Genomic DNA, 21313 nt, shown 5'->3' with positions numbered 1-21313 from the left:
GGCTAACCTACTCGTCATGTTCGATAAGCGCCGGGGTCTGCTGCTTGTCATCCGCGTTGTAGTAGTAAGCGCCCTCATTGCTGGGTACGTCGTGTTGGTTTCGCATCCAGACCACGCCGCCGCCATTCAGGCCATCACGGCCCTGCTGGCCCTGGCCGTTCCGGCCGTGCCTTGGCTGCGGCATCACTTTCGGCACAGGCCGGAGCCTTCCCCGACGCTAGCCGACCGCGCCGTCGACCAGCTAGCCAAGGCCGTGCGGGCACGCGCCGAATCCGAAGTGGAGCAGCGCGGGCTGCACTTTCCGACGCCCATTCCGCTGCGCTGGGAGTGGTCGAATCGCAGGCTCGGCTCATCAAAGGACGTCGCGGTGAGCCAGGTTTGGACGGCGCAACGCACGGCTGCGTTGCCTGGGCTGAGCAAAGCCGGGCCGGGCGAGGTCGACAGCGGGGATCTGGCGGATCTGCTCCAGGTCTACGGCGCCGTGGACTCGGGGCGGGTGGTGCTGCTCGGCGACGCCGGGGCGGGCAAGACCAGCGCCGCGCTGCTGCTTGTGCTCAGCGCGCTGGCCCACCGCGACAGCCTGCTCGATCCGGTCGACCGGACCCGCACGCCGGTGCCGGTGATACTGGGGCTTCATGACTGGAACCCGGGCGAGCAGGACCCCCTGTCCTGGGCCGCATCCCGGTTGCTTCGCGACTATCCCTTTCTGCGTGCGGCGGAGTTCGGACCGGGCGTGGTCCAAGAGCTGCTGGCTGCCGGCCGCGTCGCCCTCATCCTGGACAGCCTCGACGCTGTGCCGCAGCGGCTGCGCCCGGCCGTCCTGCAAAAGCTGAACGCGCTGACGGCGCAGCGAATCGTGCTACTCAGCCGCGGCGACGAGATGGGCGACGCGGCCGCCAGCCGGGGAATCCTATTCGGAGCGGCGACCCTAGAGCTCAAGCCAGCCGCGGCGACACAGGCCGCCGACTATCTGGAAAGCTGCCAGGCCGGCCCCCCGCGGCCCACCTGGCAACGGCTGCTTCGGCGCCTGCGCGCCGGATCTCACGACGGCCTCAGCCAGGCCCTGGAAAACCCCTTGATGCTCAGCCTGGTTCGCGACCTTTACGGACGCGAAGACCAGCTCGGCGAACTGCTCAACTCACGCCGCCGGCGCAACCGCAGAGCAGCCGAAGACTACCTGCTCGACACCATCCTGCCCAACGCCTACGGCCAGGATCCCGACACCGACGGCCCGCCGCCGCGGTACACCGTCGACCAGGCACGCCGCTGGCTCGGCCGGCTCGCCTGCCGGCTCGGCGAGACCGACGATCGCGACCTGGCCTGGTGGCGCCTCCCCCGCTGGTTACCCAACCTCGTCCAGCTCGCCATGACGCTCACCATCTCGGGGCTGATCGGCACCATCATCGCAGGGTCGATCGGCATGATCGTCAGCGGCGACCCCTCCCCGATAGCGTCGGGCATCGTCTTCGGGCTGCTTTTCGGCATGCCCACCGGTCTGCTCACGCACCGAGGCGGCGACCTGATGTTCGGCAGGACCTCGGACGAGCCTCGCGCGTGGGCCTTCAACCGACTGCGCTCGCTGGCCACCCCGAGTGCCATCCTGGGGTGGCTGTTCCTGGCCGGTGCGCAGTTCGCCCTCACGCGGCTGCGGTTCACCTACCTTCCGGTGCCCGGCGAGGATATACCCAGCCCGATCCACACGCTGGTGACCGCCTCGGCCCTCACCCTGGCGCTGATGCTCGCGTTTGCGGGGGCCAGGCCCACCGGCACCGACGTGAGCACCGTGGATCCGTCGACCTGCTGGAAGCGCGATCTCGGCTGCGGCTTGCTGGTCGGGGCAGTGATAGGGCTGGGCGGGATCCTCATCACCGGCGTACCCTCGGCGCGCGAGCTCGCCTACCATCTGGCGTTCGGCCTGGGATTCGGCGTGACGATGTCTCGGGTGTGGCGGGCGTTTCTGGTCTTCATCTGGCTACGCGCCATCGGCGACGGTCCGCTGCGGATGATGCGCTTCCTCGAGGATGCCCGGGCCAAGCATGTCTTGCGCGCCGTCGGCCCGCGATACCAGTTCCGGCACACACGCCTGCAAGACCGCCTCGCCATGCAAGCGGCGCCCGATTAAATTGATTTGGCTGGGTAGGCGGCGGGAGTCTCACCCGCCGCTTCCCACAGATCCGTGCATAACAGTCTTCCGCTAGACGGCTCTTGTCGTTCTGGTCATCTGGCGGCCGGTTTCGCCCATGCCCCAGCGCGCACTCATTTGCCGCCGTTGGTGCGCGGGCGGCGACCAACGTACGTCACCAGCTGTGCTGCTCCAGTAGCGCGGCGCCTTCGACCCATTCGATTCGGTACTTCTTGGCTTGGTGCAGTCCCATGGCGGCGTCGATCGTCGGCCTTGCTTCCCGCGTGCTGCGATGTTGGGGTCGGCGCCTCGTTCCAGCAAGTGTTGCAGGACTCGGAAGCAGGTCGCGTGCTGTTCGGGCGTCCACGGCGTGGTCCCGGTGGACGCCGCGTACCAGAGCGCCGTGCGTCCGCTGCTGTCGACTGCGTTGAGTGGGCAGCCGGCAGTGAGAAGGCTGTCAACAACCTCCACCCGGGCATCGCCGCTGCCGACTCGGCCATGAGCCACTGCATGCAGTGGCGTGCTCCGGAATGTCGTGAGGGCTCCGGCGTCCGCGTCGCCGGCAACCAGCGCCGCGACGACCTCGGCATGGCCCATCCCCGCGGCGATATGCAACGGCGTGTACATCCGGGAGTCGCGGGCGTCCACGACAGTGCCCTCGGCGATCAACTGAGCGACCCGCTGCGCATCGCCCGCCTGGGCGGCAAGGTGCAGCGGGCCCCTTCGCAGCGCGTCCATGCCTGCACAGTAGTAATCGCCACGTGCCAGATCCTCCGCCGAGTGGATCGGCGGCAGTGCGCAGACCGCACATCTGCCGCCGAGCGCGTGCGGCCACGCGACCAGGCCTGGCCGTTGTTCATTATCGAGCTGGCCGCGGGCGTCGCAGCTGCAATGCCGTAGCGTCGGGTCGTACTTCGTCCACCGCTCCGCCTATGACGGTCCCCTGAGCAAGCGGGTCGTCCGGCTGCCCGACCCGACGGTGCTCGCCTGGTTCCAGCGGATGTGGAACCGCCCTGCGCCCCGCGAATGGATTCCGGCCGAACTGGGGCGCGTGTACGGGTTCGCCACGATATTCGAAGCGGTACATGACCATGCTCTACCGCAGCCGGGAACCACCGACGAGCTGCGGGCGCTGCTGCACGAGCATCTCTACGTCGAGGGCGCGCAAGCCCCGGATCCTTTTTACACGCCCGCCTTCGCCCATTAGCTGCATGGTCTGCAGGGCCGGACGTGCATGCACCGCGTCCAAGAGGGTAACCAAGCCTGCTGGAAGCCGAACGTCAAGCTCGTCGAGCGGATAAACGCGTTCATGGAGATGCTTCGCCAGCGTCGAGGGGATGTCGATCGAGGTGCGGCGGGTCACCGAGTTCGAGGACATCGAGCCCTAACTGACCAGGTAGCGCAGCGGCACATCCGGGCGGGGCCGCGCGTCCAGAGCGACGAGGACGTGCGGCCGTTCGGAGGAACACCGCGTGCTCTAGCGGGCCAGGCGGTCCAGCAGCTCGCCGAGCAGTGCGCGTTCGCCGGGGGTGAGGTCGCCCGGGTCGTTGTCGACCAGCGCACGCAACGTCAGTGCGGCGTTCGCACGGGTCGCGGGGGCGTCGGCGGAGGGCGTGTGCAGGACTCCGGCCAGCGCGGCCTCGCGGACGCGTTCGGACAGCCCGAAGTCCGGCTCGGGCTGGCTGATCAAGGTGAGCGTGATGCCGACGTTGGCGGCGAGCACCTGTTCGGCGGCGTCGGCCGCTGGCACCTTGAGCAGGCCCTGGGCGGCGGCGCCGGTGAACCGGTCGCGCAACGCGGCGTGCGCGGGAGCGGTGACGGCGCAGGGCTTTCCCGGCTCGGCGCGGCCGTAAAGCAGCCCGTAGAACGACGGGTGCTCCAGCCCGAACCGCACGTGCCTGTCCCAGCCCTCGCGCAGGTCGTCCAGCGGGTCGCCAGAGCTCTCGACCGCCGTGTACTGGGTGAAGCCGTGGTTCACCACGGCGTCGATCAGGCCCTGCTTGCTGCCGAAGTGGTGGTACAGCGTCGGGGCCTGCACCCCGGCGCTTTCGCACACCGCCCTCGTGGACACCGTGCCGCCGCGCTCCAGCATCTCTGCCGCGGCGAGCAGGAGTCGATCCCGCGCGTTCTGCATGCTTGCTATAGTAGCTTATATAGCGCTACATTGCTCGCTATAGCGAGAGGAGAAGTTCATGAGGACTTGGTTCATCACTGGTGGGACCCCCGGAGGGTTCGGCCTGGTCTATGCCGAGGCTGCACTGGAACAGGGCGACCAGGTGGTCGTGACCGCGCGTCGGCCCTCTGAACTGCAGGAATGGGCCGAACCGCACGGCGACCGTGTGCTGGTTCTCCAGCTCGACGTCACCGATGCCGACCAGGTGCGTGCGGCGGTCAAGACGGCAGAGGAGCGGTTCGGCGGGATCGACGTGCTCGTCAACAATGCGGGCCGTGGCTGGTTCGGCTCGGTCGAGGGGGCCCCTGACGAGACGATCCGCCGCACGTTCGACCTCAACCTGTTCGCCGTGGTCGAGGTGATGCGCGCGGTCCTGCCAGGTATGCGGGCACGCGGCGACGGCTGGATCGTGAACATGTCGTCGGTGGCAGGCCTCGTCGGCGCACAGGGGTTCGGCTACTACGCAGCGGCGAAGTTCGCGCTCGAAGGACTGTCGGAGACACTGCGCCAGGAAGTTGAGCCGTTCGGTGTGCGCGTGCTCGTCGTAGAGCCGGGAGCCTTCCGCACCAAGGCCTTCGCCGGCTTCCAGGACGAGCCCGTCAACGAGACCGTCGACGCCTACGTGCCGATGGTCGAGGGCGTCAAGGCGGCGTTCGTGGACCATAACGGCAAGCAAGCGGGTGACCCTGTTCGTGGAGTGCAGGCCGTGATCAGCGCGATGAACGCGTCCGTTCCGCCGCAACGGATCGTGCTCGGCAACTCTGGCTACGACGTCGTTGTTGCGATGCACGAGAACGCACTCGCGGAACTGCGCGCGAATGAGAAGCTCTCACGCAGTGCGGACTTCTAGGCCTGTCGCCAGAAGTTGTGTCTGTAACTCGCGGCAGTTGACCTTGCAGTGAACGTGAGGAGCCTTGCCGGGTGGGTTTGAGTTACCACACAGAACCGACCCGACGAAGCCTTCATCAGCGTGGGCACCGCGCATGTCTATGCCGACTTCACCCCTGGTCGGCACCTCGAGCTGGTCACCGCGCTGCACTGCCCTTGGCGGGTCGCCGTCCGCATCGTCATCTGGCTTGCTGAGGTGCTACAGGGACGTACCAGGACGCGCCCGCGTCCTGGCACCCGAGAAGACCGGAGAACAGAAATGGACTACATCACCCTTCCCAAGGCCGTTGAGAACTTCATTGCGGCCACCAACGCGCACGACGCGAACGCGTTGGCCGCAGTCTTCAGCGACGGGGCCACCGTGCGCGATGACGGGAAAACCTGGGCCGGCGAGGCCGAGATTCGCGAGTGGATCCAGGGGCACCTGATCAACCCCAAGATCGTGCTCACGCCGACCTCGTTCGCGGGCGACCGGCTGGTGGCCTCCGGGGACGGTGAGTTCCCCGGCGGGCCTCTGTCCTTTGCGTTCGTGTTCGGCATCAAGGACGACCAGGTCACCGACGTCGCGATCGACCCCGTCTGATTCGTCACCGGCCGGGGCGGCCCGAGGGCTGCCCCGGCCGGTGAACAGGGGAGCAGTCATGGGCACCATGAACGAACTGATCAACCATTGAGGATGCACCGTCGCTCACCAACGACGGGCGTCCCAAGCGCCGAGTGGTCGTCCGTCCGCCCGGCGCACAGACGGGCATCCTTCTTGCTCGGGCGGACGGGGAACGCCAAACCGCGGCGGTAGGGAGTCAGGTCGCGGGCCGAGCCGGATTCTTTCTCCGCGTCGATGACTTCGACGCCTCGTACCGGAGAATGTCCGCGGCCGGCGTCACGTTCGTACGAGAGCCGCGCGTCGAATCGTACGGCCGAGTCGCGGTCTTCCTCGACGTCGCCGGTAACCGGTGGGACCTCGGCCAGCAGCAGCTCGTGCAACTGCTGCCACACCCCGGCGCGGTTCCACTCCTCCAGACGTCGCCAGCACGTCATCCCGGACCGGAACCCGAGTTCCTGGGGTAGGAACTCCCACTGGATCCCGGTATGCAGCACGAACAGAATCCCGAACAGCACCTGCCGATCCGGTATCCGGTTCCGCCCGGGACGCCGCGGATCGCGTGGGACATGTCTGGGCAGCAACGGCTCGATCCGCTGCCACGACCCATCAGGCACGATCCACGACGGCTGCTGCTCACCACGCCGCACAGCTCAGCATGATAGACGATCGTCCACAAAGGACGCTACCGGACCATAGACCATCGTTGTTAGGAACTCTTAGCTGTCTTTACCTTCGGCGGGGGACGCTGGCTGTGGTGCGTGCTCGTCGCCGCTTGGAGTGAGCGTCTCCAGCGCATCGCGTAGGGCGGCGCGTGAGGTGATGCCGAGCTTCGGGAAGATCCGGTGCAGGTGGCCGCCGACGGTGCGGTGGGACAGGTGCAGCTGTTGGCCGATTTGCTTGTTGGTCAGGCCGGTGGCGGCCATCGTGGCGATCTGTCGTTCCTGCGCGGTGAGTGCGGCGCTGGTGTCCGGTCCGGTGATTGTGGTGATCCCGGTGGCGCGCAGTTCGTTGTGGGCGCGGGTTGCCCAGGGTCGGGCGCCGAGCCGGTCGAAGGTGCCCAGGGCGGCGCGGAGGTGCAGGCGGGCGCGGGTGGTATCCCGGGTGCGGCGGAGCCGTTGTCCGTAGGCGAGCTGGATGCGGGCCTGTTCGAAGGGCCACCGGTCGGCCTCGGGCAGGGACAGCGCGGCCTCGAACAGCGGGCCGGCCTGGTCGTCGTCGGCGGCCAGGGCTGCGGCCCCGGCGGTGATCAACGCTGTGTGAGTGGAGATACGGTCGATGCCGGCCTGTTGGGCGGCGGCAACGTGCGCGCGGGCCTGGTCCGTCCGCCCGGTGCGGACGGCTGCCTCGACCAGGTCCAGCAGTGTCCAGCGGCCCGGGAGGCCGGAGTTCGGCGCGTCGGCCGGGTTGACCCGCGACGCATGCGCATACGCCGCTTCGTAGTCACCCCGGCTTAACGCTATGAATGTGCGGGTGTGCCCGGCGGACTCTTCGGTCATCCCGACGCGGCGCGGCGCGGCCCAGGTCGTGATCTCGTCGAGGGTCCGGGCGAGCCCCAGGTTCCCGCGGGCGGCTGCGATGTATGTCAAATGCACTCGATGCTGACCCGAAAGAAGGTGGTAGCCGTGCGCCGCTGCCAGGTCGAGCCCCTCCTGCGTCAGGTCCTCGGCCTCGTCCCACTGCCCTCGGTGATACGAGTCGATGCAGAGCAGGAGCAACCCGGCAATGACCATGGTGATCGCTCCGCCGTCACGTTCCTGTTCGACCATGCGCCGGACCAGGTACCGGTAGTCGGACAGCGCATCTACCCCGACGGCCGCGTAGGCCAGCGGCACGACCTGCCAGGGCGCCGCGTCGGTGGGCAGAGCCGGGAAGGCGCGGGCGAGGGCGTCCCGGACCGTGTCAGCGGTGCGGGCGGGGTCCACGAAGGCGTCGTAGCACAGCTGAAACGGGGCTACCTCCTGGGAGGCGAACCGTGCCATCGCGGATTTGAGGAGTTCCCACGGCTCCGGCCGGGCGCCGTAGACGCCGACGAGCAGCAGCGTGAACAGGATCCCGTAGGAGTCCCAGTCGTCGGCTCTGGGGGCGTCGCCGACGTAGTCCAGCGCCCGGGCCAGCAACCGGTGGGCGGCATCCATATCGCCGTCGACAGCCGCGAGGAGGTGGGCCGTGACGGCGAAGACCAGTCCGGTCGGCGTGTCGGGCGCCTGTCCGGCGTCGGCCAACAACCGGGGCACCTGGTCGAATTGACCCGTCATATTGGCGAGGAAAGCGGCCTCGACCAGCCGCCGGCACCGATCGGCCGGATGCGGGCTGAGTTCACCGGCGCGTACCAGCGCGACCACCGCGGCGGACGCGCCGTGCCTCCGGTCGCAAACGGTCGCATTGTCCGACGATGGAGTCGCCGCGCTAGACGGGGCGCCGCGCTGCCACGCGGCCAGGGCGGCCTGGTCCAGCGCGCTCGCCACAACCTCGTCCGGTCCGGTCGCGGCCTCTGCCAGATGCCACGCCCGACGGGACGGGTCGTCGGTCAGGGCCGCGGCCAGGGCGCGGTGCGCCGCCCGGCGCTCACGCTGCGACGACAGTTGCACGATCGCCGAGCGGATCAGCGGATAGCGAAACGACACAACGCCGGCGTCCGCATCCACGCGGACCAGGTTCGCCTGGTCCGCCGGGGCGAGGTCGTCAACGTCCATGCGGCCTTGTGCGGCGGTTCGGATGGTGGCCAGACTGCCGTAGGCTTCCAGCGCGGCAAGCAGCAGGAGCTTTCGGGCCGGTGCGGGCAGCGCCCGCATCTGGGCGGCAAAGACTGCCTTGAGCCGTCTGTTCAGGGGCAGGAAAGCGGGTAGCGCGTCTTGGCCGCGGCGCTGCTGGTCGGTTAGCGATGCGGGTAGTTCCCGCAGCGCGAGCGGGTTGCCGGGCGCCTCGGCCAGCAACCGCTGGCGTACCTGAGGCGGCAGGTCCGGGTACTGCGCGTCCAACAGCGCCGCCGCCGGCTGTTCCGCCAGCGGCCCGATCTCGTGCTCGAGCAGCCCGACCTGGTCGAAAATGCCGTCAGCATCGGTGCGGGCGGCGGCGAGAAACATGATCGGGTCATCGCCGATGCGGCGAACGCTGAACCCCAGCACCGTGGCGCTGGCGCGGTCGATCCACGGCACGGCGTCGATCAGCACCAGGAGCGGGCGCTCGGCGGCCGCTTCGCGCAGCAAGGCCCGCACGGCCGTCGCGACGGCCAATGGGTCCGGCGACGATCCCGCCGTGAGACCAAGGATCTGGTGGAGAACGACGCGCTGATGACCGGCGAGCCGATCGACATGGTCACTCAGCGGGTAGATCAGCTGGTGCAACGCCGAGAAGCGGATCTCGGTCTCGAACTGCGCTCCGGAGGCGCGCAGCACCTGCATGCCGGCCGCCTCCGCCCGCGCCGCGGCCACATCCAGCAGCGCGGTCTTACCGACCCCGAGCTCGCCGCGCAAGAGCAGGCCTGGCCCGACGTCGCTGCGCCCGGCGAGCAATGCGTCGATCAACTCGAGCTCGTGGGTGCGGCCCAGCAGGTCGACTACAGGCTGTGATCCTGCCGGATGCCGGGTCTGGTGATGTGTGTATGCACCGATCGCCACGCGAGGATCCCTTGTTCTTGGCGCCTAGGACGCTGAGCAGCTATTGCGCTGCCTGCCGGTGCCGTGAACCGTCGTCCCGCGTCCCCGCAGGGAAGGCGGGACCGAAAACACCTTTACGTAGAGTCTGCCACTCTCCCTACCCAGAGTTGCGTGAGCTGCCTCAGCGAGCGTAATCAGTTAGGGAATGGGCACACCGCGCGCCATAGAGTGCGACTGCGCACTAACCCATGGGCTCATCGTGCCCGCCACTCGGTTCCGGCGGAAGAATGTCGGCCATGCCGGCTCCTCGAGCCGCTCGGTCACGCGGGCGGTGACCTCGTCGGGGGTTCCCGTGCCGTCGACGCTGACCAGGATGCCCCGCGCCGCGTAGCCGTCCACCACGGGCTGCGTCACCTCGTGGTAGAGCTTCAGGCGCCGGCGGATCACCCGCTCGGTGTCGTCGGCGCGGTGCTCGGCGGCGGCCCGGGCGAGCATCCGGCGTACCGCTTCCTCGTCGTCGACGCGCAGGTGCAGCGCGGCGTGGGCGGTCATCCCCAGCTCGGCCGCGACCCGGAACGCCGCGCGGGCCTGCGCCCGGGTGCGCGGGTAGCCGTCGAGGACGTACCCGACGCCGGCGGCCTTCGCGTCGGCCATCGCCTCGCCCACCATGTCCCGCACGATCGGGTCCGGCACCAGCGCGCCCGCGTCCATCCTGGCGCGCACGGCCTTGCCCAGCGGCGTGCCCCGCCGCACATGGTCGCGCAGCAGGTCGCCGGTGGCGATGTGCGGTACGCCGAAATGCGCGGCGATCCGGGCGGCCTGGGTGCCCTTCCCGGCCCCTGGTGGCGCGATCAACAACAGTCGCATAGTCGTCCCTTCTCCTGTGACGCGCACCGGATGCGGTGCCTTTTGAATCCTGCGGCGGCCCGCGCCAGCCGACATGCGTCAGATGACTTCTAAGGTGCGCACTACACCCCGCCCGGCGGATCCGCTCGGCCCCGTCGATCGGATCATCGCCGAGGCCGAAGTGACCCGGGCCACCTTGTGTCGGCACTTCCCCAGCATGGGCATGGTGCCGGTCGACGACCTTTTCGCCGCCCTGTCGGCCTCAGCCTGGAAGTGCCTTTCGGCCGGCACCGGTGCGCACGGTCCACGCATCTACCAGCGGGCTCTGACCCCGATCAGGGTTTCGTGGCAGCCCGGCTGCGGCGGCTACTGGGTCGTGGCCCGCCGCCACCCCACACCGGCGAGCTGCCCTACGGCCGAGCACCTCGGGGATCACCTCCCCGGCCCGGCGGATCACCACCGTGTCGCCGATGAGCATGCCCTTGCGCAAGGCCTCTTCCGCGTTGTGCAGGGTGGCCTGCCGGACGGTGACGTTGACGACGAACGCACGAAATCGACACGGCGCCTATCCCGAAATCGGGACGTCCGTGCAGGTCCGGCCGGGCCACCGATCAACAGTGACCGGCCGGAACCCGAGGTCTACTCGATGTCCGAGAACAGGCCCGTGATCTCGTGACATCCTGGCTCGACGACAGTATCCAGCACATCGACCCAGCACAGTGGACGCTGCGAGTCGGCCCGACCACATTCGACCTCACCGCCCTGCACGACCTTCCGCACGAGCGGTTCACCGCCGTGCTCGACTGCACCAGCGGCTGGTACACCGAACAGCAATGGGACGGCGTGCGGCTCAGCGTCCTGCTCGCCGCGGCGGGAGTACCCCGCAACGGCTGGCGCACCGTCGAGGCCCGCTCAGCAACCGGCTACAGTCGCTGGTTCGGCGCCGCCACGCTCACCAACGTCTGGCTGGTGACCGGCATCGCCGGCCGGCCATTGTCATACGGCCACGGCTTCCCTGCCCGCATCGTCGCACCCGGCCGCCGCGGCTTCTGGTGGGTCAAATGGGTCACGTCCATCCAGCCGTCAGCGCGACCGCCCTGGGCCCAGCCGGTGTTCCCACTCACCTGAGCCGGCCGCCCGGACCGTGGTCCCAGAGCAACCGCAAGAGCCGGCACATCCATCCGCTGCGTGGTCACCGCCGTTGGTACCTTTAGCCCGCCGTCCAGCGCGGCCGGATCGGGCAGCTCATCGGCGCGAACGGCAGCACCGGCAGGACCAGGCCGCTCCCGCCGGAACTCCAGCACCTTGAACCAGGCCGGCAGTTCATCGACCGGGACGGCGCTCAGCCGATGTGGCTGCGGTGTGACCTGCCAGTATGCAGCGAAATGCGTCATCGCCTGCTGCTCGAAGCTCACGCGCGTCTCACCTCCGAAGCCGCCCGACCGCGCCAACCCGAGGCGCCACCATGAGGCGGTGGTGGAACGGTACGCGACCCAAGCACCGCAGCTCGTCGCCGTCACGACGGTCGCCGCCTCACTCGCATAGCCGCAAGGGGGCCCGCCGCTTGCCGTTGAGCGGCCTCTTTCGCCGCAGCCGGGACGCTTCAATCGCGGGCATCCGGGACGGCCGCACGGCGTGTACCGTGCGCTCCCATGAGTTACGACCTGGCGTTCGTACGGAAAACCGCGGAGCAGTCATGGGATGAGGCACTGCAAGGCGACGACGACGCCTCCGCCGAGCTGCCGGACCATGAGACGTGGTCAGCCATCGTGGCGGACGCAAGGCGGGTACTGGGTGACGTCGCCATGCACCCGAGCGGCGGTTCTTATGCGATGGAGCACGAGCCCAGTGGCATCGAGCTGCACCTCTACTCCAACATCGCGACCATCACAGTGCCGTACTGGTACAAGGGAGCCGATGCCGAGACGGTCGTCCGCGCGATGTATGACCTTGGCCGCATCGTGGAGCGTCATACCGGGCTGACGGGCTATGACGTGCAGACCGAGTCCTCTCTGGAGGAGGCCGCGGCCCACCCGGAACTCGCTATGGCCAACTTCGACGACGTCGCTGCCTCCTTCGCTCGACGCGGGATCAGCAGCCCCAGCAACGACCGCCGACCAGCTGCGTAGTCGCACGCCCCGCCCGCTACCGTCCGTGGCCGGCTTTTGTGGTTCCTTTACGGCTTCGGCGCTTGATCACGTTTCCGGATCTGGCGCCCCTCTGTGTCAGGAGACGGCCAAGAGCGGTGTCATAGAGTGGGTTCTAGCAGGTCCGGGAAGTGGCTTGTCCGAAGTGCCGGCTGTCGGGATTGAGCTGGCCGCGCTGGATTGCAGAGTCGCTCCCGTTTGCCCTCCCGGGCCTGTCCTGGCTCGTTGGGCGTCGGTGACCATGCGCTGGTAGACGACGGTCCTGGCGGTGCGCAGGCCGCGCATCGGTCTGAGCCGGTGCTTGAGCTGGCTGTGATCCGCTTCGATGGGGTTGTTGGCGTACTGCTCGACGTGATGCCACGCCGAGGGAATCAACTCGTCGAGGACCGCGGGGTACACCGGCACGGCGTCAGTGATCACCTCGCTCGGGGTCACCTTCAACGTGGCCAACGCTCTCCGGAAGAACCGGCGGGCCGCGGCGGCGTCCCGGCGGGCCGATACCAACACATCGATGACCTGCCGTGTTGGTCGATCGCCCGGTACACGTACCGCCAGACAGCGGCGACCCTGCGTAGGTCTCATCAACGAACCACCGGTCACCGGGCGCATGCCGGCAGAACAGCGAAGTCGGCCAGCAGCGGCATGAACCGCTGCACCCACCGGAAGATCGTGACGTGGTCGACCTCGACACCCCGCTCGAGGAGCAATTCTTCAACGTCGCGGTAGGACAGGTTGAACCGCAGATACCAGCGCACCGCGACCACGATCACGTCTGGCGGAAACCGGAACCCGACGAACGCAGACCGCGGTGGCGACGGCGGCCGCCGGCTTGGGAGCCTCACTGCCCAAGCCTGCCTCGATCTTGCCGAACGACGAATGCAACAGAGCCCGTCGAGGCCCCCGGCGGCGACCTCGACCCGTTCGTGCCGGCTGGCGATGCGCAGTGGCTGGCCTACCTCGACGACGCCGAGGAGCTCTACCAGAGCGGCCCGGCGTTCGCGGGCCGCGACATCACGTACAAGATGGCGGGCGTCCTGCTCAACGACCTGTTCGCCCAGGCCGAGGCCGAGGCCGAGGCGAACGGGACCAGCGACCGGAGCGCGGTCCTGCGCTTCACGCACGCCGAGGAGGTGGAGCCGCTGGCCGTGCTGCTGCAGCTGCCGGGTAGCACGAAGCCGGCCCGCCCGGACCAGCCGTACACCTACCTCAACAACCCCTGGCGCGGCGCGAACGTGGCCCCGATGGCCGCGAACATCCAGTGGGACCTCTACGCCCGGGGCGACGTCTACCTGGTCCGGATGCTCTACAACGAGCGGGAGACGGCCTTCCCGCCGTCGTGCCGCCCGATCGCCCGGGGCAGCTTCTACTACCGGCTGCGCGAGCTGGAGCGCTGCTTCGGCCGCCGACGCCCATCCGTCGCCGCCCGGCCCGTTCCGGGCGGCCGCCGCGGCCGGTCAGACCGCGGTGCAGGTCACCGCGATCGACTGGCGGCCGGGCGGGGTGTCCTGGGCGCGGACCGGCCTCGACCACGACGTCGTGAGCGTGCCGTCGAACGCGAACGCGGCCCGCAGGCCGAGGTCCGTGATCAGGCAGGCCTGGGTGAACGTCACCGCCCGGCCGTCCAGGTCCGGGCCGCTGGCGGTCAGCTCGACCTCGCCCGGCACCGCCACCTGGCCGGCCAGGAGCGGGGTCTCGTCGGGGGCGGCGACGAGGGTGCCGGGCAGGTTCACCACGGGATAGCGGCGCAGCGTCCACGCCGCGGTCTTCACGTCGTGGATGTCGGCGACCGAGTCGCGCAGGCGGTACAGGCCGTCGCCGTTGCTGAAGCGGCAGTCGCCGCCGGGCTGGGCCGCCACGGTCACGCAGTGGTCGACCATGGCGTTCACGGTCTGCTGGAAGGCCGCGGTGCCGCGGCCGGTGACGGTGACCGTCGCCGCCGGCACGCGGGTCGGGCCGGAGCCGGGCCAGGCGACGATCCGGCTCGGCGCCACCGTCGCCAGGTCGCCGGGGTCGTGGTAGAGGGTGTACATGCCCGGAAACGCCAGGTAGGAGGGGCCGCCGTCCTTGTCCGCGCCGGAGCGGTCGACGCGGACGCCGTTGACCTCGAGGTACCTCACGGGGACGGTCACGAAGTGCAGCTCGGCCAGGGGCTGGTCGATCCGCCACCGGCCGTCGCGCTCGGTCAGCGCGAGCCGGAGTGCCCACCGGTCACCGCCCGGCCACACGTCCGGGCCGCCCGGGGCCGCCGTCAGGTTCACGTCGACTTCGGCGGTCGCGTCGTCGCCGAACCGGTCGGTGCCGCCGACGTCGGCCCGCCAGTCGTCGCCGATCGCGGCCGGGGTGAGCAGGACGCCCGCGGCGCCGTCAGGGCGGGTGGCGCCGGCGACGCTCAGCGCGCGGTCGACGTCCTTCGCGCGGATGGCGGCCAGGTAGTTGCGCACGACGTCGGCGGGGCCCTCGGCGCGGGGCCACACTGCGTACACCACGATCCCGGCGACGACCGCGACGGCCGCCCCCGCCGCCCACAACATCCGCCGCCGATTCACGACGCGATGGTACGCCAGCCCGTCCACATCGGACGCTCGACGGGCGTCAGTATGATGCGGGCGACCGGAAGGGGAACCAGGTGCGCTCGCGACCGGCCCGCGAGCGTCCTCGGAGTTGTGTGGGTGTCGTGAAGGGGCCCGGGCGCCCGACCGCCGGGTCCTATATTGGCCCTCGGTCAGCGCGCCGACGTCGGTTCCGAGGATCGCAGCGAGCGAGCGGCGATGGCCGCGGTACGCGCCCTCGAGGACGACGACGGCACGCGGGGTGGCCACGCGCAGCAGGCCGCTGAGCCTTCCGGCTGTCCGCGCCGGGTCCTGGTCCCACCAGCGCAGGACCTCCTCGACCCCGACGATCAAGCGCTCGGCGTTCCCGCGCTGCGCCCATTCGTCGTGTTTCCACCGCATCGTTCTTCCCATCCCGCAGCCGGACGGCGATACGGCTGCCCCTGCTTGCGCAGGATAGCCAGGGACACCAAGCGGCTCTGTTGCATACGCCGTTCGGCATGATCGAGGCAGGCTTGAACAGTGAGCGGTGTCCGGCGGTGCCGGTACCGGGCCGTGGACCAGAACGGCCAGGTCATCGACGTGCTCGTCTCGGCCCACCGCGACGCCGCCACAGCACGGCGGTTCTTCCGCCGGACGTTGGCGACGTTGAAGGTGAGGCCCACCTAGGTGATCACTGACGCAGCATCGGTGTACCCGGCCGTCCTCGACGAGTTGGTCCCGTCGGCGTGGCACCAAGTCGAACGCCATGCCAACAACCGGATCGAAGCCGCCGAAAGCCGCCTGATGCACCGGCTCAGAGCGATGCGCGGACTCCGCACCGACCGGCTGAGCGTGTCGGCGGTTTCGTCGGTGTGCAGCCGCGTCGCCGCACCCAGTTCACGAGTCCCCGAGGGAGGTACCAGACATGGCGTTCAAGGCCGAGTACATCTGGATCGACGGCACCCATCCGACCGCGAAGCTTCGTTCCAAGACGAAGATCGTCGCCGACGGCGCCGAGCTTCCGCTGTGGAGCTTCGACGGGTCGAGCACCAACCAGGCGCCCGGCGACAAGTCCGACTGTGTGCTGAAGGCGGTGTTCACCTGTCCGGACCCCATCCGTGGCGGGGACGACGTGCTGGTCCTGTGCGAGGTGCTCACCATCGACATGGCGCCGCACCCGACGAACACCCGGGCCGCCTGCGCCGAGATCGCGGCGATGTACGCCGACCAGGAGGCGATCTTCGGCATCGAGCAGGAGTACACGTTCTTCAAGGACGGCCGGCCGTACGGCTTCCCGCCCATTGGCTTCCCCGCTCCGCAGGGCGGGTACTACTGCGGCGTCGGCGCGGACGAGGTCCACGGCCGCGAGATCGTCGAGAAGCACATGGACCTGTGCCTGGCCGCCGGCCTGCACCTGTCCGGCATCAACGCCGAGGTCATGCCCGGCCAGTGGGAGTTCCAGATCGGCCCGGTCGGCGTGCCGCGGGTCGCCGATGAGCTGTGGATCGCCCGCTGGCTGCTGTACCGCATCGCCGAGGACTTCGGTGTCGCCGCCACCCTCGACCCGAAGCCGGTCAAGGGCGACTGGAACGGCGCCGGCGCGCACACCAACTTCTCCACCAACGCGATGCGCGACAACTACGACGCGATCATCATCGCCTGCGAGGCGCTCGGCAAGCGCGTCTCGGAGCACATCGCCGGCTACGGCGCTGAGATCGAGCACCGCCTGACCGGCATGCACGAGACCGCCCCGTGGAACGTCTACAGCTACGGTGTCTCCGACCGGGGCGCCTCGGTCCGCATCCCCTGGCAGGTCAAGGTGGATGGCAAGGGGTACATCGAGGACCGCCGTCCGAACGCGAACTGCGACCCGTACGTGACCACCCGCCTCATCATCGAGACCTGCTGCGGCGCGCTGGCCGGCTGACGTACCGCCAACGGAGGGGTGCTGCGCGAGTGGCGTGCACCCCTTCCACCGGCGTGGACGTACACGAACGGCATGGAGCCCGCGAAGGCGGTCACCGCGTCAGCGACACGCAGCTGGAGGCTCGCCAGAAACTCCGGCCGAGCCTTGCCGAGCCCTCAAGCCCTACCCGATCCAGCGCACGGTTGAAGGGGTCGAACTCGGACTTTCGACACAAAACCCAGCACACATGCTGTATCCGGGGGCCGCGTGTTCGAGCGCAATCGAGCACGCGGCTTCGGCGTATCCGCCGCATGTCCCTGACCGCTCCGGCACAGCGCTGGCGTGGTGGTCGCGATGAGCGTGGGCCCGATTCCCGCTGTCGTCCCTTCGATGCTGCCGCAATCGCGTTCCCCGATTGCGGCCGCCTCGATACGACCCCGCGGACCACTCCCCCTCGCCCGACTCACCCAGCGCCCGGCGGGCACGCTGCGGTTCGGACTGGCGACGATCGGCACGAACGGACGGGTGGCAGACGCCGCCCTGACCCGGGCGCTCGAGTGGACGGACACCACCCGGCTGCACATCCAGGCGTACACGGGCCTGATCGTGGTCGCCGCTGACGAGCACGGCATCTTCCGGCTCAGCCGCCTCGGCCACGTCAAGCTGCCGGCAGCGGCGCGGCACTGGTGCAGGCTGGGTGCGGGCGGCCGGGTGCTGCTGACCGCCGATCCGGTCAACAGCCTGCTCATCGTGCACCCGCCGGTCGTGCTCCAGGAACTTGTCACCGGCCTGCACGCGACGCGCTTCCAGGACGGTGCCGCATGACTGCCGCGTCCGTGTCTGGTCGTGATGCCGAGCTGGACGCTGCTCGGCTGCTGCTGTCCCGGCTTGGGGTGTCGCCGGAGGAACTGCTGCAGTCGCCTGCGGAGCGGCCGGAGGTGCCGACCTTCCGAGAGTATTTGCCGGTCGTCCGTGCCGCTGTGGGGGCGGGACACTGCGGGCGTACAGCAGTTATTGGAACCGCGTCGAAGACCAGTGAGGTGAGCGGCGAATGGACGACGTGAAAGCGTCGGACACTAGCGGGCTGGTCGAGTTCGTGAAGGCCAACCGTGAGCTGCGGCGCAACGCCCGTTCCGGCCGCGGAACGGCGGAGAATCTGATCGCGGCGCTGATGCGTGTACAGCCACGCCGTCGCCGATGGCTACCTTACCAAGGACGAGAACCCGGCCCTGAAGGTCCCGAAACCGCGGCGGCTGCCGAGCACCCGCGGTGCCCTCGCCGATGCGAAGCTCGCCGAACTCAACGCGGCCGCGGCGTCGAGCGGCAACGACCCGGAACTTGACGCCCTGTTGCTGCGGCTGTACACGGAGACGGCGTGCCGGCGGGGCGGGGCGCTGGCATTGCGGCCCGTCGACCTAGACGAGGAGCAGTGCCTGGTCCGATTGCGGGAGAAGGGCGAGACGGAACGCTGGCAGCCGGTCTCTCCAACCCTGATGCAGTACCTGCAGCAGCATGCGCACGAGCGAGGCGCCTCCGGGCGGCGCGACGGGCAACTGCTGCGCTACCGCAACGGAACTCCGGTCACCCGCCGGCGGTACGACCATCTCTCCACGCGCATGGGGGACATCCTGACGTGGGTGGCGACGCAGCAGATCAGCATCCACTGGCTGCGGCACACGACGCTGACGTGGGTCGAGCGGAACTTCGGCTACGCAATTGCCCAGGCGTACGCAGGTCACGCCGAGGGCGGCAGCGACGCCGGCACCACCGTCCGGTACGTGCGAGCCAAGCTCAGTGAGGTCGCCGCGGCACTGGCCGCGCTGACCGGCGAACCGCACCCGATGCAGTAGAAGCGGGTGGTGTGGCCGCTCTCCTGGAGCGGCCACACTCCTGCGGTGGCAACACCCGACACCCCTTGACACCTCGCCTACACGCCTGGCCAGCAGCAGCATGGAACGGCCGTGACCGTGGAGTCCGCGGTCGTCACGCTTTGGGAGCCGTGATTCGCGATGACAGGTGCGCCCGCCGCAGACCGTGTGACCCAGTACCCGCGCGTTCCACGTGGGCTGCCGATGCCAGCCGTTCCGGCGTTGCATTCGACCGGCGATGTCTACTGCGCGATCACGACTGTCGACGGCTCCGGGCGGCTGGCAGATCGTTCGGCGGTTCGCGTGCTGGGTTGGGAACCCGGCGATCGGTTCGACATCGCAGTGCATGCTGGCGGCGCCCGGGCGGTGTCCACGGATGTCGGTCGCCTGCGCGTGGCAGCGAATGGCCATCTCCGGCTCCCCTCCCCAACTCGACATCTCCTAGGTATCGCCTGCGGTGATCGTGTACTGGTCGTGGCCAAGTCCGAGCAGAACGCGTTGCTCGTGTACTCGATGGCGACCGTGACCAACCTGCTTACGCAATTCGAGGCACCCGACAACGCATCGGTTTCGCCGTGAACGGCGGCGCGGCGGCGTGTCGGTGGCCCGGGAGCACGTCCAGGCTCGCCTAGCGGCGGCGCTCGCCGCAGGAGGCCGCATCGTCCATCACTGGAACACCCCGGAGGCATGGACGCTCGCCGACCGTGCCGGCAACCGCGTGTGCCTCTGCGCATGGCCCGACGGCGCCGCTGGGCCTCCGACACCGGAGTCGGGTGAGATCCACCTGGCGCACGAAGGCACGTCCCCGCTGCCGGTATTGAGACTCTGAGCACGGCATTCGGATTTGCCGCGATAAGTTCGCTACGGAGGGCACAGTTGCTTGGTCACCCAACTCCCGGACATGCCGAGCGGTGGATGTGCCGCTGCGTGGTTGTCCGGGCCACGCCGAAACGGCCGTTCGGCTGGGGATCATCACCGGGACCACCGCCTAGCATGCACTTCATGAGCGGGGACTACCGGCTTGGCCTCAAGACGCTGGACGATGAGATCGTTGTCGACCGCCTGCCGGTGCGTGGCGAGCTGCCGTCATGGCTGGCGGGTACATTGATCCGTAATGGTCCGGCGATGTTCGACCATGCCGGCAAGTCCTTCCGGCACTGGTTCGACGGCCAGGCGATGCTGCACCGGTTCGAGTTCACCGGCGGCCCGGACGGCGGCGTGTCGTACGCCAACCGGCTGCTGGACACGCTCAACGTTCAATCGCTGCGCGAGCGGGGCCGCATCGGGTACCAGGAGTTCGCTACCGACCCGTGCGCGTCGCTGTTCGGGCGGTTCTTCACCCGGTTCACCCGTGGCACGTCGGCGAACGGGTGCGTGAACGTGACCGAGGTAAACGGCCGATCCCTTGCGGTCAGTGAGACCAACCTCGCGGTGCAGTTCGAGCCCGAGACACTGGCCACCGTCGGCGTGATCAGGTACGGCCCGGAGGCGTCTGGCCTCGTCACCACCGCGCACCCGCACGCCGCGCCCGGTACCAGGGATCTCGTCAACTACATGCTCAAGTTCGGCCGGCACAGCCGCTACGTGGTGTACCGGCAGGGCCCGGCCGACGCCGCGCCCACTGTGGTCGGTGAGATCCCGGCCGACCTGCCCGGGTACGTGCACAGCTTCGCTATCACCGAGCACCACGTGGTCCTCGCGATCTTTCCCCTGGTGGTCAACCCGCTGTCGTTCCTGCTGCGAAACCGGCCGTTCATCGACAACTACCGGTGGCGGCCGGAGCTGGGCCTGCGCATCGTGGTCCTCGACCTGGTCAGCGGAACGTTGCGCGCCGACTGCCGGGCACCGGCGGCGTTCGCATTCCATCACATCAACGCCTACGAGGACGGCAACGCCATCGTCATGGATCTGTGCGCCTACCCCGACGCCGGCATCGTCGACGTATTCCGACTCGAGCGGCTGCGCGACGGCGAAGTGCTGCCGCCTTGCCGACCGACGCGGTACCACATCGACCCGGACGCCGGCACGGTCGAGGTGGCCACACTCGTCGACCAGACGCTGGACCTGGCCCGGATCAACTACGGCCGCCACAACGGACGCCCCTACCGCTACGCGTACGGGTGTGGCGCCGACCAGGCCACCTCGAACTTCTTCGATCGTCTGGTCAAACTCGACGTCACCGACCGCACCGTCACCGTCTGGCGGGAGGACGGCTGCTTCCCCGGCGAGCCGGTGTTCATCGCCGCGCCCGGCTCGTCCGCTGAAGATGAGGGTGTGGTCCTTTCGGTTGTCCTGGACGCCACGGCCGGCCGCTCGTCGCTGCTGGTTCTCGACGCCCGCTCGTTCACCGAATTGGCCCGCGGCGACGTTCCGCACGCCATCCCTTACGGCTTCCACGGCCAATTCACCCGGGCCCGTCCGACGTAGACTGCCCGGTCGTAGGCCATCACCTGCTCGACCTCAACGACGGCACCTGGTCGAATCCGCGCTCGTGCACCTGCGCCACCACTCGGCACATCGAGGGCCCGGACTCCACGTCACCGATCAAGGCGAGCCGGCTGTGGTAAAGGAAATGACCGCTGTCCGCGCCCGCGGCGATTGCACGCCACCCGCCCCTGCACTGCCGGCTAAA

18 protein-coding genes and 5 pseudogenes are annotated in these 21313 nt (G+C 69.0%); 15 read left to right on the top strand and 8 right to left on the bottom strand.

Translation table 11 applies throughout. The features are described 5' to 3' along the window. Positions 1-16 precede the first annotated feature (16 nt). Positions 17-2122 (top strand): hypothetical protein, encoded by a 2106-nt coding sequence (locus tag ACPPVO_RS23745; protein WP_426513358.1) that lies wholly within the window; start codon positions 17-19, stop codon positions 2120-2122. Between the two features lie 72 nt (positions 2123-2194). On the opposite strand, the gene ACPPVO_RS23740 is transcribed toward ACPPVO_RS23745, so the two are convergent. From ACPPVO_RS23740 to ACPPVO_RS23730, 3 genes are all read right to left on the bottom strand, one after another. Continuing rightward, positions 2195-2860: an ankyrin repeat domain-containing protein gene (locus tag ACPPVO_RS23740; RefSeq protein ID WP_426513357.1), complete on the bottom strand. Its 666-nt coding sequence runs from the start codon at positions 2858-2860 to the stop codon at positions 2195-2197. Between the two features lie 358 nt (positions 2861-3218). Beyond that, positions 3219-3485 (bottom strand): hypothetical protein, encoded by a 267-nt coding sequence (locus ACPPVO_RS23735; protein WP_426513356.1) that lies wholly within the window; start codon positions 3483-3485, stop codon positions 3219-3221. Between the two features lie 114 nt (positions 3486-3599). Continuing rightward, positions 3600-4256, bottom strand: coding sequence for a TetR/AcrR family transcriptional regulator (locus ACPPVO_RS23730; protein ID WP_426513355.1), 657 nt, complete (start codon positions 4254-4256; stop codon positions 3600-3602). A gap of 58 nt (positions 4257-4314) precedes the next feature. Here ACPPVO_RS23730 and ACPPVO_RS23725 point away from each other — a divergent pair, with 58 nt between their 5' ends. From ACPPVO_RS23725 to ACPPVO_RS23715, 3 genes and pseudogenes are all read left to right on the top strand, one after another. Further along, positions 4315-5145, top strand: coding sequence for an SDR family NAD(P)-dependent oxidoreductase (locus tag ACPPVO_RS23725; protein ID WP_426513354.1), 831 nt, complete (start codon positions 4315-4317; stop codon positions 5143-5145). Between the two features lie 120 nt (positions 5146-5265). Next, complete coding sequence (locus ACPPVO_RS23720) at positions 5266-5766, top strand: nuclear transport factor 2 family protein (protein ID WP_426513353.1); 501 nt, start codon at positions 5266-5268, stop codon at positions 5764-5766. Positions 5767-5852: 86 nt separating this feature from the next. Then, positions 5853-6146 (top strand): annotated as a pseudogene (locus tag ACPPVO_RS23715) (VOC family protein); the annotation flags it as partial. A 3-nt stretch (positions 6147-6149) separates the two neighbouring features. On the opposite strand, the pseudogene ACPPVO_RS23710 reads toward ACPPVO_RS23715, so the two are convergent. The 3 genes and pseudogenes from ACPPVO_RS23710 to ACPPVO_RS23700 form a co-directional block, all read right to left on the bottom strand. Continuing rightward, positions 6150-6404: pseudogene (locus ACPPVO_RS23710) on the bottom strand (transposase); the annotation flags it as partial. Positions 6405-6503: 99 nt separating this feature from the next. Continuing rightward, positions 6504-9404, bottom strand: a complete 2901-nt coding sequence (locus ACPPVO_RS23705) for an AAA family ATPase (RefSeq protein ID WP_426513352.1) — start codon at positions 9402-9404, stop codon at positions 6504-6506. 177 nt (positions 9405-9581) lie between these two features. Further along, complete coding sequence (locus ACPPVO_RS23700) at positions 9582-10250, bottom strand: adenylate kinase (RefSeq protein WP_426513351.1); 669 nt, start codon at positions 10248-10250, stop codon at positions 9582-9584. Positions 10251-10332: 82 nt separating this feature from the next. Here ACPPVO_RS23700 and ACPPVO_RS23695 point away from each other — a divergent pair, with 82 nt between their 5' ends. From ACPPVO_RS23695 to ACPPVO_RS23685, 3 genes are all read left to right on the top strand, one after another. After that, positions 10333-10905, top strand: a complete 573-nt coding sequence (locus ACPPVO_RS23695; protein ID WP_426513350.1) for a hypothetical protein — start codon at positions 10333-10335, stop codon at positions 10903-10905. Further along, positions 10902-11357 (top strand): molybdopterin-dependent oxidoreductase, encoded by a 456-nt coding sequence (locus ACPPVO_RS23690; RefSeq protein WP_426513349.1) that lies wholly within the window; start codon positions 10902-10904, stop codon positions 11355-11357. The genes ACPPVO_RS23695 and ACPPVO_RS23690 overlap by 4 nt, the downstream gene beginning before the upstream one ends. A gap of 524 nt (positions 11358-11881) precedes the next feature. Further along, complete coding sequence (locus ACPPVO_RS23685) at positions 11882-12358, top strand: hypothetical protein (protein ID WP_426513348.1); 477 nt, start codon at positions 11882-11884, stop codon at positions 12356-12358. Between the two features lie 273 nt (positions 12359-12631). On the opposite strand, the pseudogene ACPPVO_RS23680 reads toward ACPPVO_RS23685, so the two are convergent. Then, a pseudogene (locus tag ACPPVO_RS23680) lies at positions 12632-13218 on the bottom strand (IS6 family transposase); the annotation flags it as partial. Between the two features lie 81 nt (positions 13219-13299). Here ACPPVO_RS23680 and ACPPVO_RS23675 point away from each other — a divergent pair. Beyond that, positions 13300-13626 (top strand): annotated as a pseudogene (locus ACPPVO_RS23675) (histidine-type phosphatase); the annotation flags it as partial. Positions 13627-13830: 204 nt separating this feature from the next. Here the strand turns inward: ACPPVO_RS23675 and ACPPVO_RS23670 are convergent. Next, positions 13831-14922 (bottom strand): hypothetical protein, encoded by a 1092-nt coding sequence (locus ACPPVO_RS23670; protein WP_426513347.1) that lies wholly within the window; start codon positions 14920-14922, stop codon positions 13831-13833. 525 nt (positions 14923-15447) lie between these two features. Between ACPPVO_RS23670 and ACPPVO_RS23665 the strand changes: the two are divergent. From ACPPVO_RS23665 to ACPPVO_RS23635, 7 genes and pseudogenes are all read left to right on the top strand, one after another. Further along, positions 15448-15717: pseudogene (locus ACPPVO_RS23665) on the top strand (DDE-type integrase/transposase/recombinase); the annotation flags it as partial. A 115-nt stretch (positions 15718-15832) separates the two neighbouring features. Beyond that, positions 15833-16834 carry a glutamine synthetase gene (gene glnII, locus ACPPVO_RS23660; protein WP_426504473.1) on the top strand — a complete coding sequence of 334 codons (1002 nt, stop codon included), beginning with the start codon at positions 15833-15835 and terminating at the stop codon, positions 16832-16834. Positions 16835-17338: 504 nt separating this feature from the next. Next, positions 17339-17638, top strand: a complete 300-nt coding sequence (locus ACPPVO_RS23655) for an AbrB/MazE/SpoVT family DNA-binding domain-containing protein (RefSeq protein ID WP_426513346.1) — start codon at positions 17339-17341, stop codon at positions 17636-17638. A 350-nt stretch (positions 17639-17988) separates the two neighbouring features. Then, positions 17989-18663: a tyrosine-type recombinase/integrase gene (locus ACPPVO_RS23650; protein ID WP_426513345.1), complete on the top strand. Its 675-nt coding sequence runs from the start codon at positions 17989-17991 to the stop codon at positions 18661-18663. A 186-nt stretch (positions 18664-18849) separates the two neighbouring features. Beyond that, positions 18850-19260: a hypothetical protein gene (locus ACPPVO_RS23645; protein WP_426513344.1), complete on the top strand. Its 411-nt coding sequence runs from the start codon at positions 18850-18852 to the stop codon at positions 19258-19260. Positions 19261-19276: 16 nt separating this feature from the next. Next, positions 19277-19510, top strand: coding sequence for a VOC family protein (locus tag ACPPVO_RS23640; protein WP_426513343.1), 234 nt, complete (start codon positions 19277-19279; stop codon positions 19508-19510). 173 nt (positions 19511-19683) lie between these two features. Next, on the top strand, positions 19684-21108 hold the full coding sequence (locus tag ACPPVO_RS23635) for a carotenoid oxygenase family protein (protein ID WP_426513342.1): 1425 nt from the start codon (positions 19684-19686) through the stop codon (positions 21106-21108). Positions 21109-21313: the final 205 nt, after the last annotated feature.

Origin of the sequence: Dactylosporangium sp. McL0621 (genome assembly GCF_049995355.1) — a bacterium.
Lineage (GTDB): Bacteria > Actinomycetota > Actinomycetes > Mycobacteriales > Micromonosporaceae > Dactylosporangium.
This window is presented reverse-complemented; position numbering and strand designations above follow the sequence as displayed.

Excerpts from the sequence above, each read along its gene's own strand:
- ACPPVO_RS23745 (WP_426513358.1), top strand. The coding sequence starts at position 17 with ATGTTCGATAAGCGCCGGGGTCTGCTGCTTGTCATCCGCGTTGTAGTA.
- ACPPVO_RS23740 (WP_426513357.1), bottom strand. The coding sequence starts at position 2,860 with ATGGACGCGCTGCGAAGGGGCCCGCTGCACCTTGCCGCCCAGGCGGGC.
- ACPPVO_RS23730 (WP_426513355.1), bottom strand. The coding sequence starts at position 4,256 with ATGCAGAACGCGCGGGATCGACTCCTGCTCGCCGCGGCAGAGATGCTG.
- ACPPVO_RS23725 (WP_426513354.1), top strand. The coding sequence starts at position 4,315 with ATGAGGACTTGGTTCATCACTGGTGGGACCCCCGGAGGGTTCGGCCTG.
- ACPPVO_RS23700 (WP_426513351.1), bottom strand. The coding sequence starts at position 10,250 with ATGCGACTGTTGTTGATCGCGCCACCAGGGGCCGGGAAGGGCACCCAG.
- ACPPVO_RS23695 (WP_426513350.1), top strand. The coding sequence starts at position 10,333 with ATGACTTCTAAGGTGCGCACTACACCCCGCCCGGCGGATCCGCTCGGC.
- ACPPVO_RS23685 (WP_426513348.1), top strand. The coding sequence starts at position 11,882 with ATGAGTTACGACCTGGCGTTCGTACGGAAAACCGCGGAGCAGTCATGG.
- glnII (WP_426504473.1), top strand. The coding sequence starts at position 15,833 with ATGGCGTTCAAGGCCGAGTACATCTGGATCGACGGCACCCATCCGACC.
- ACPPVO_RS23635 (WP_426513342.1), top strand. The coding sequence starts at position 19,684 with ATGAGCGGGGACTACCGGCTTGGCCTCAAGACGCTGGACGATGAGATC.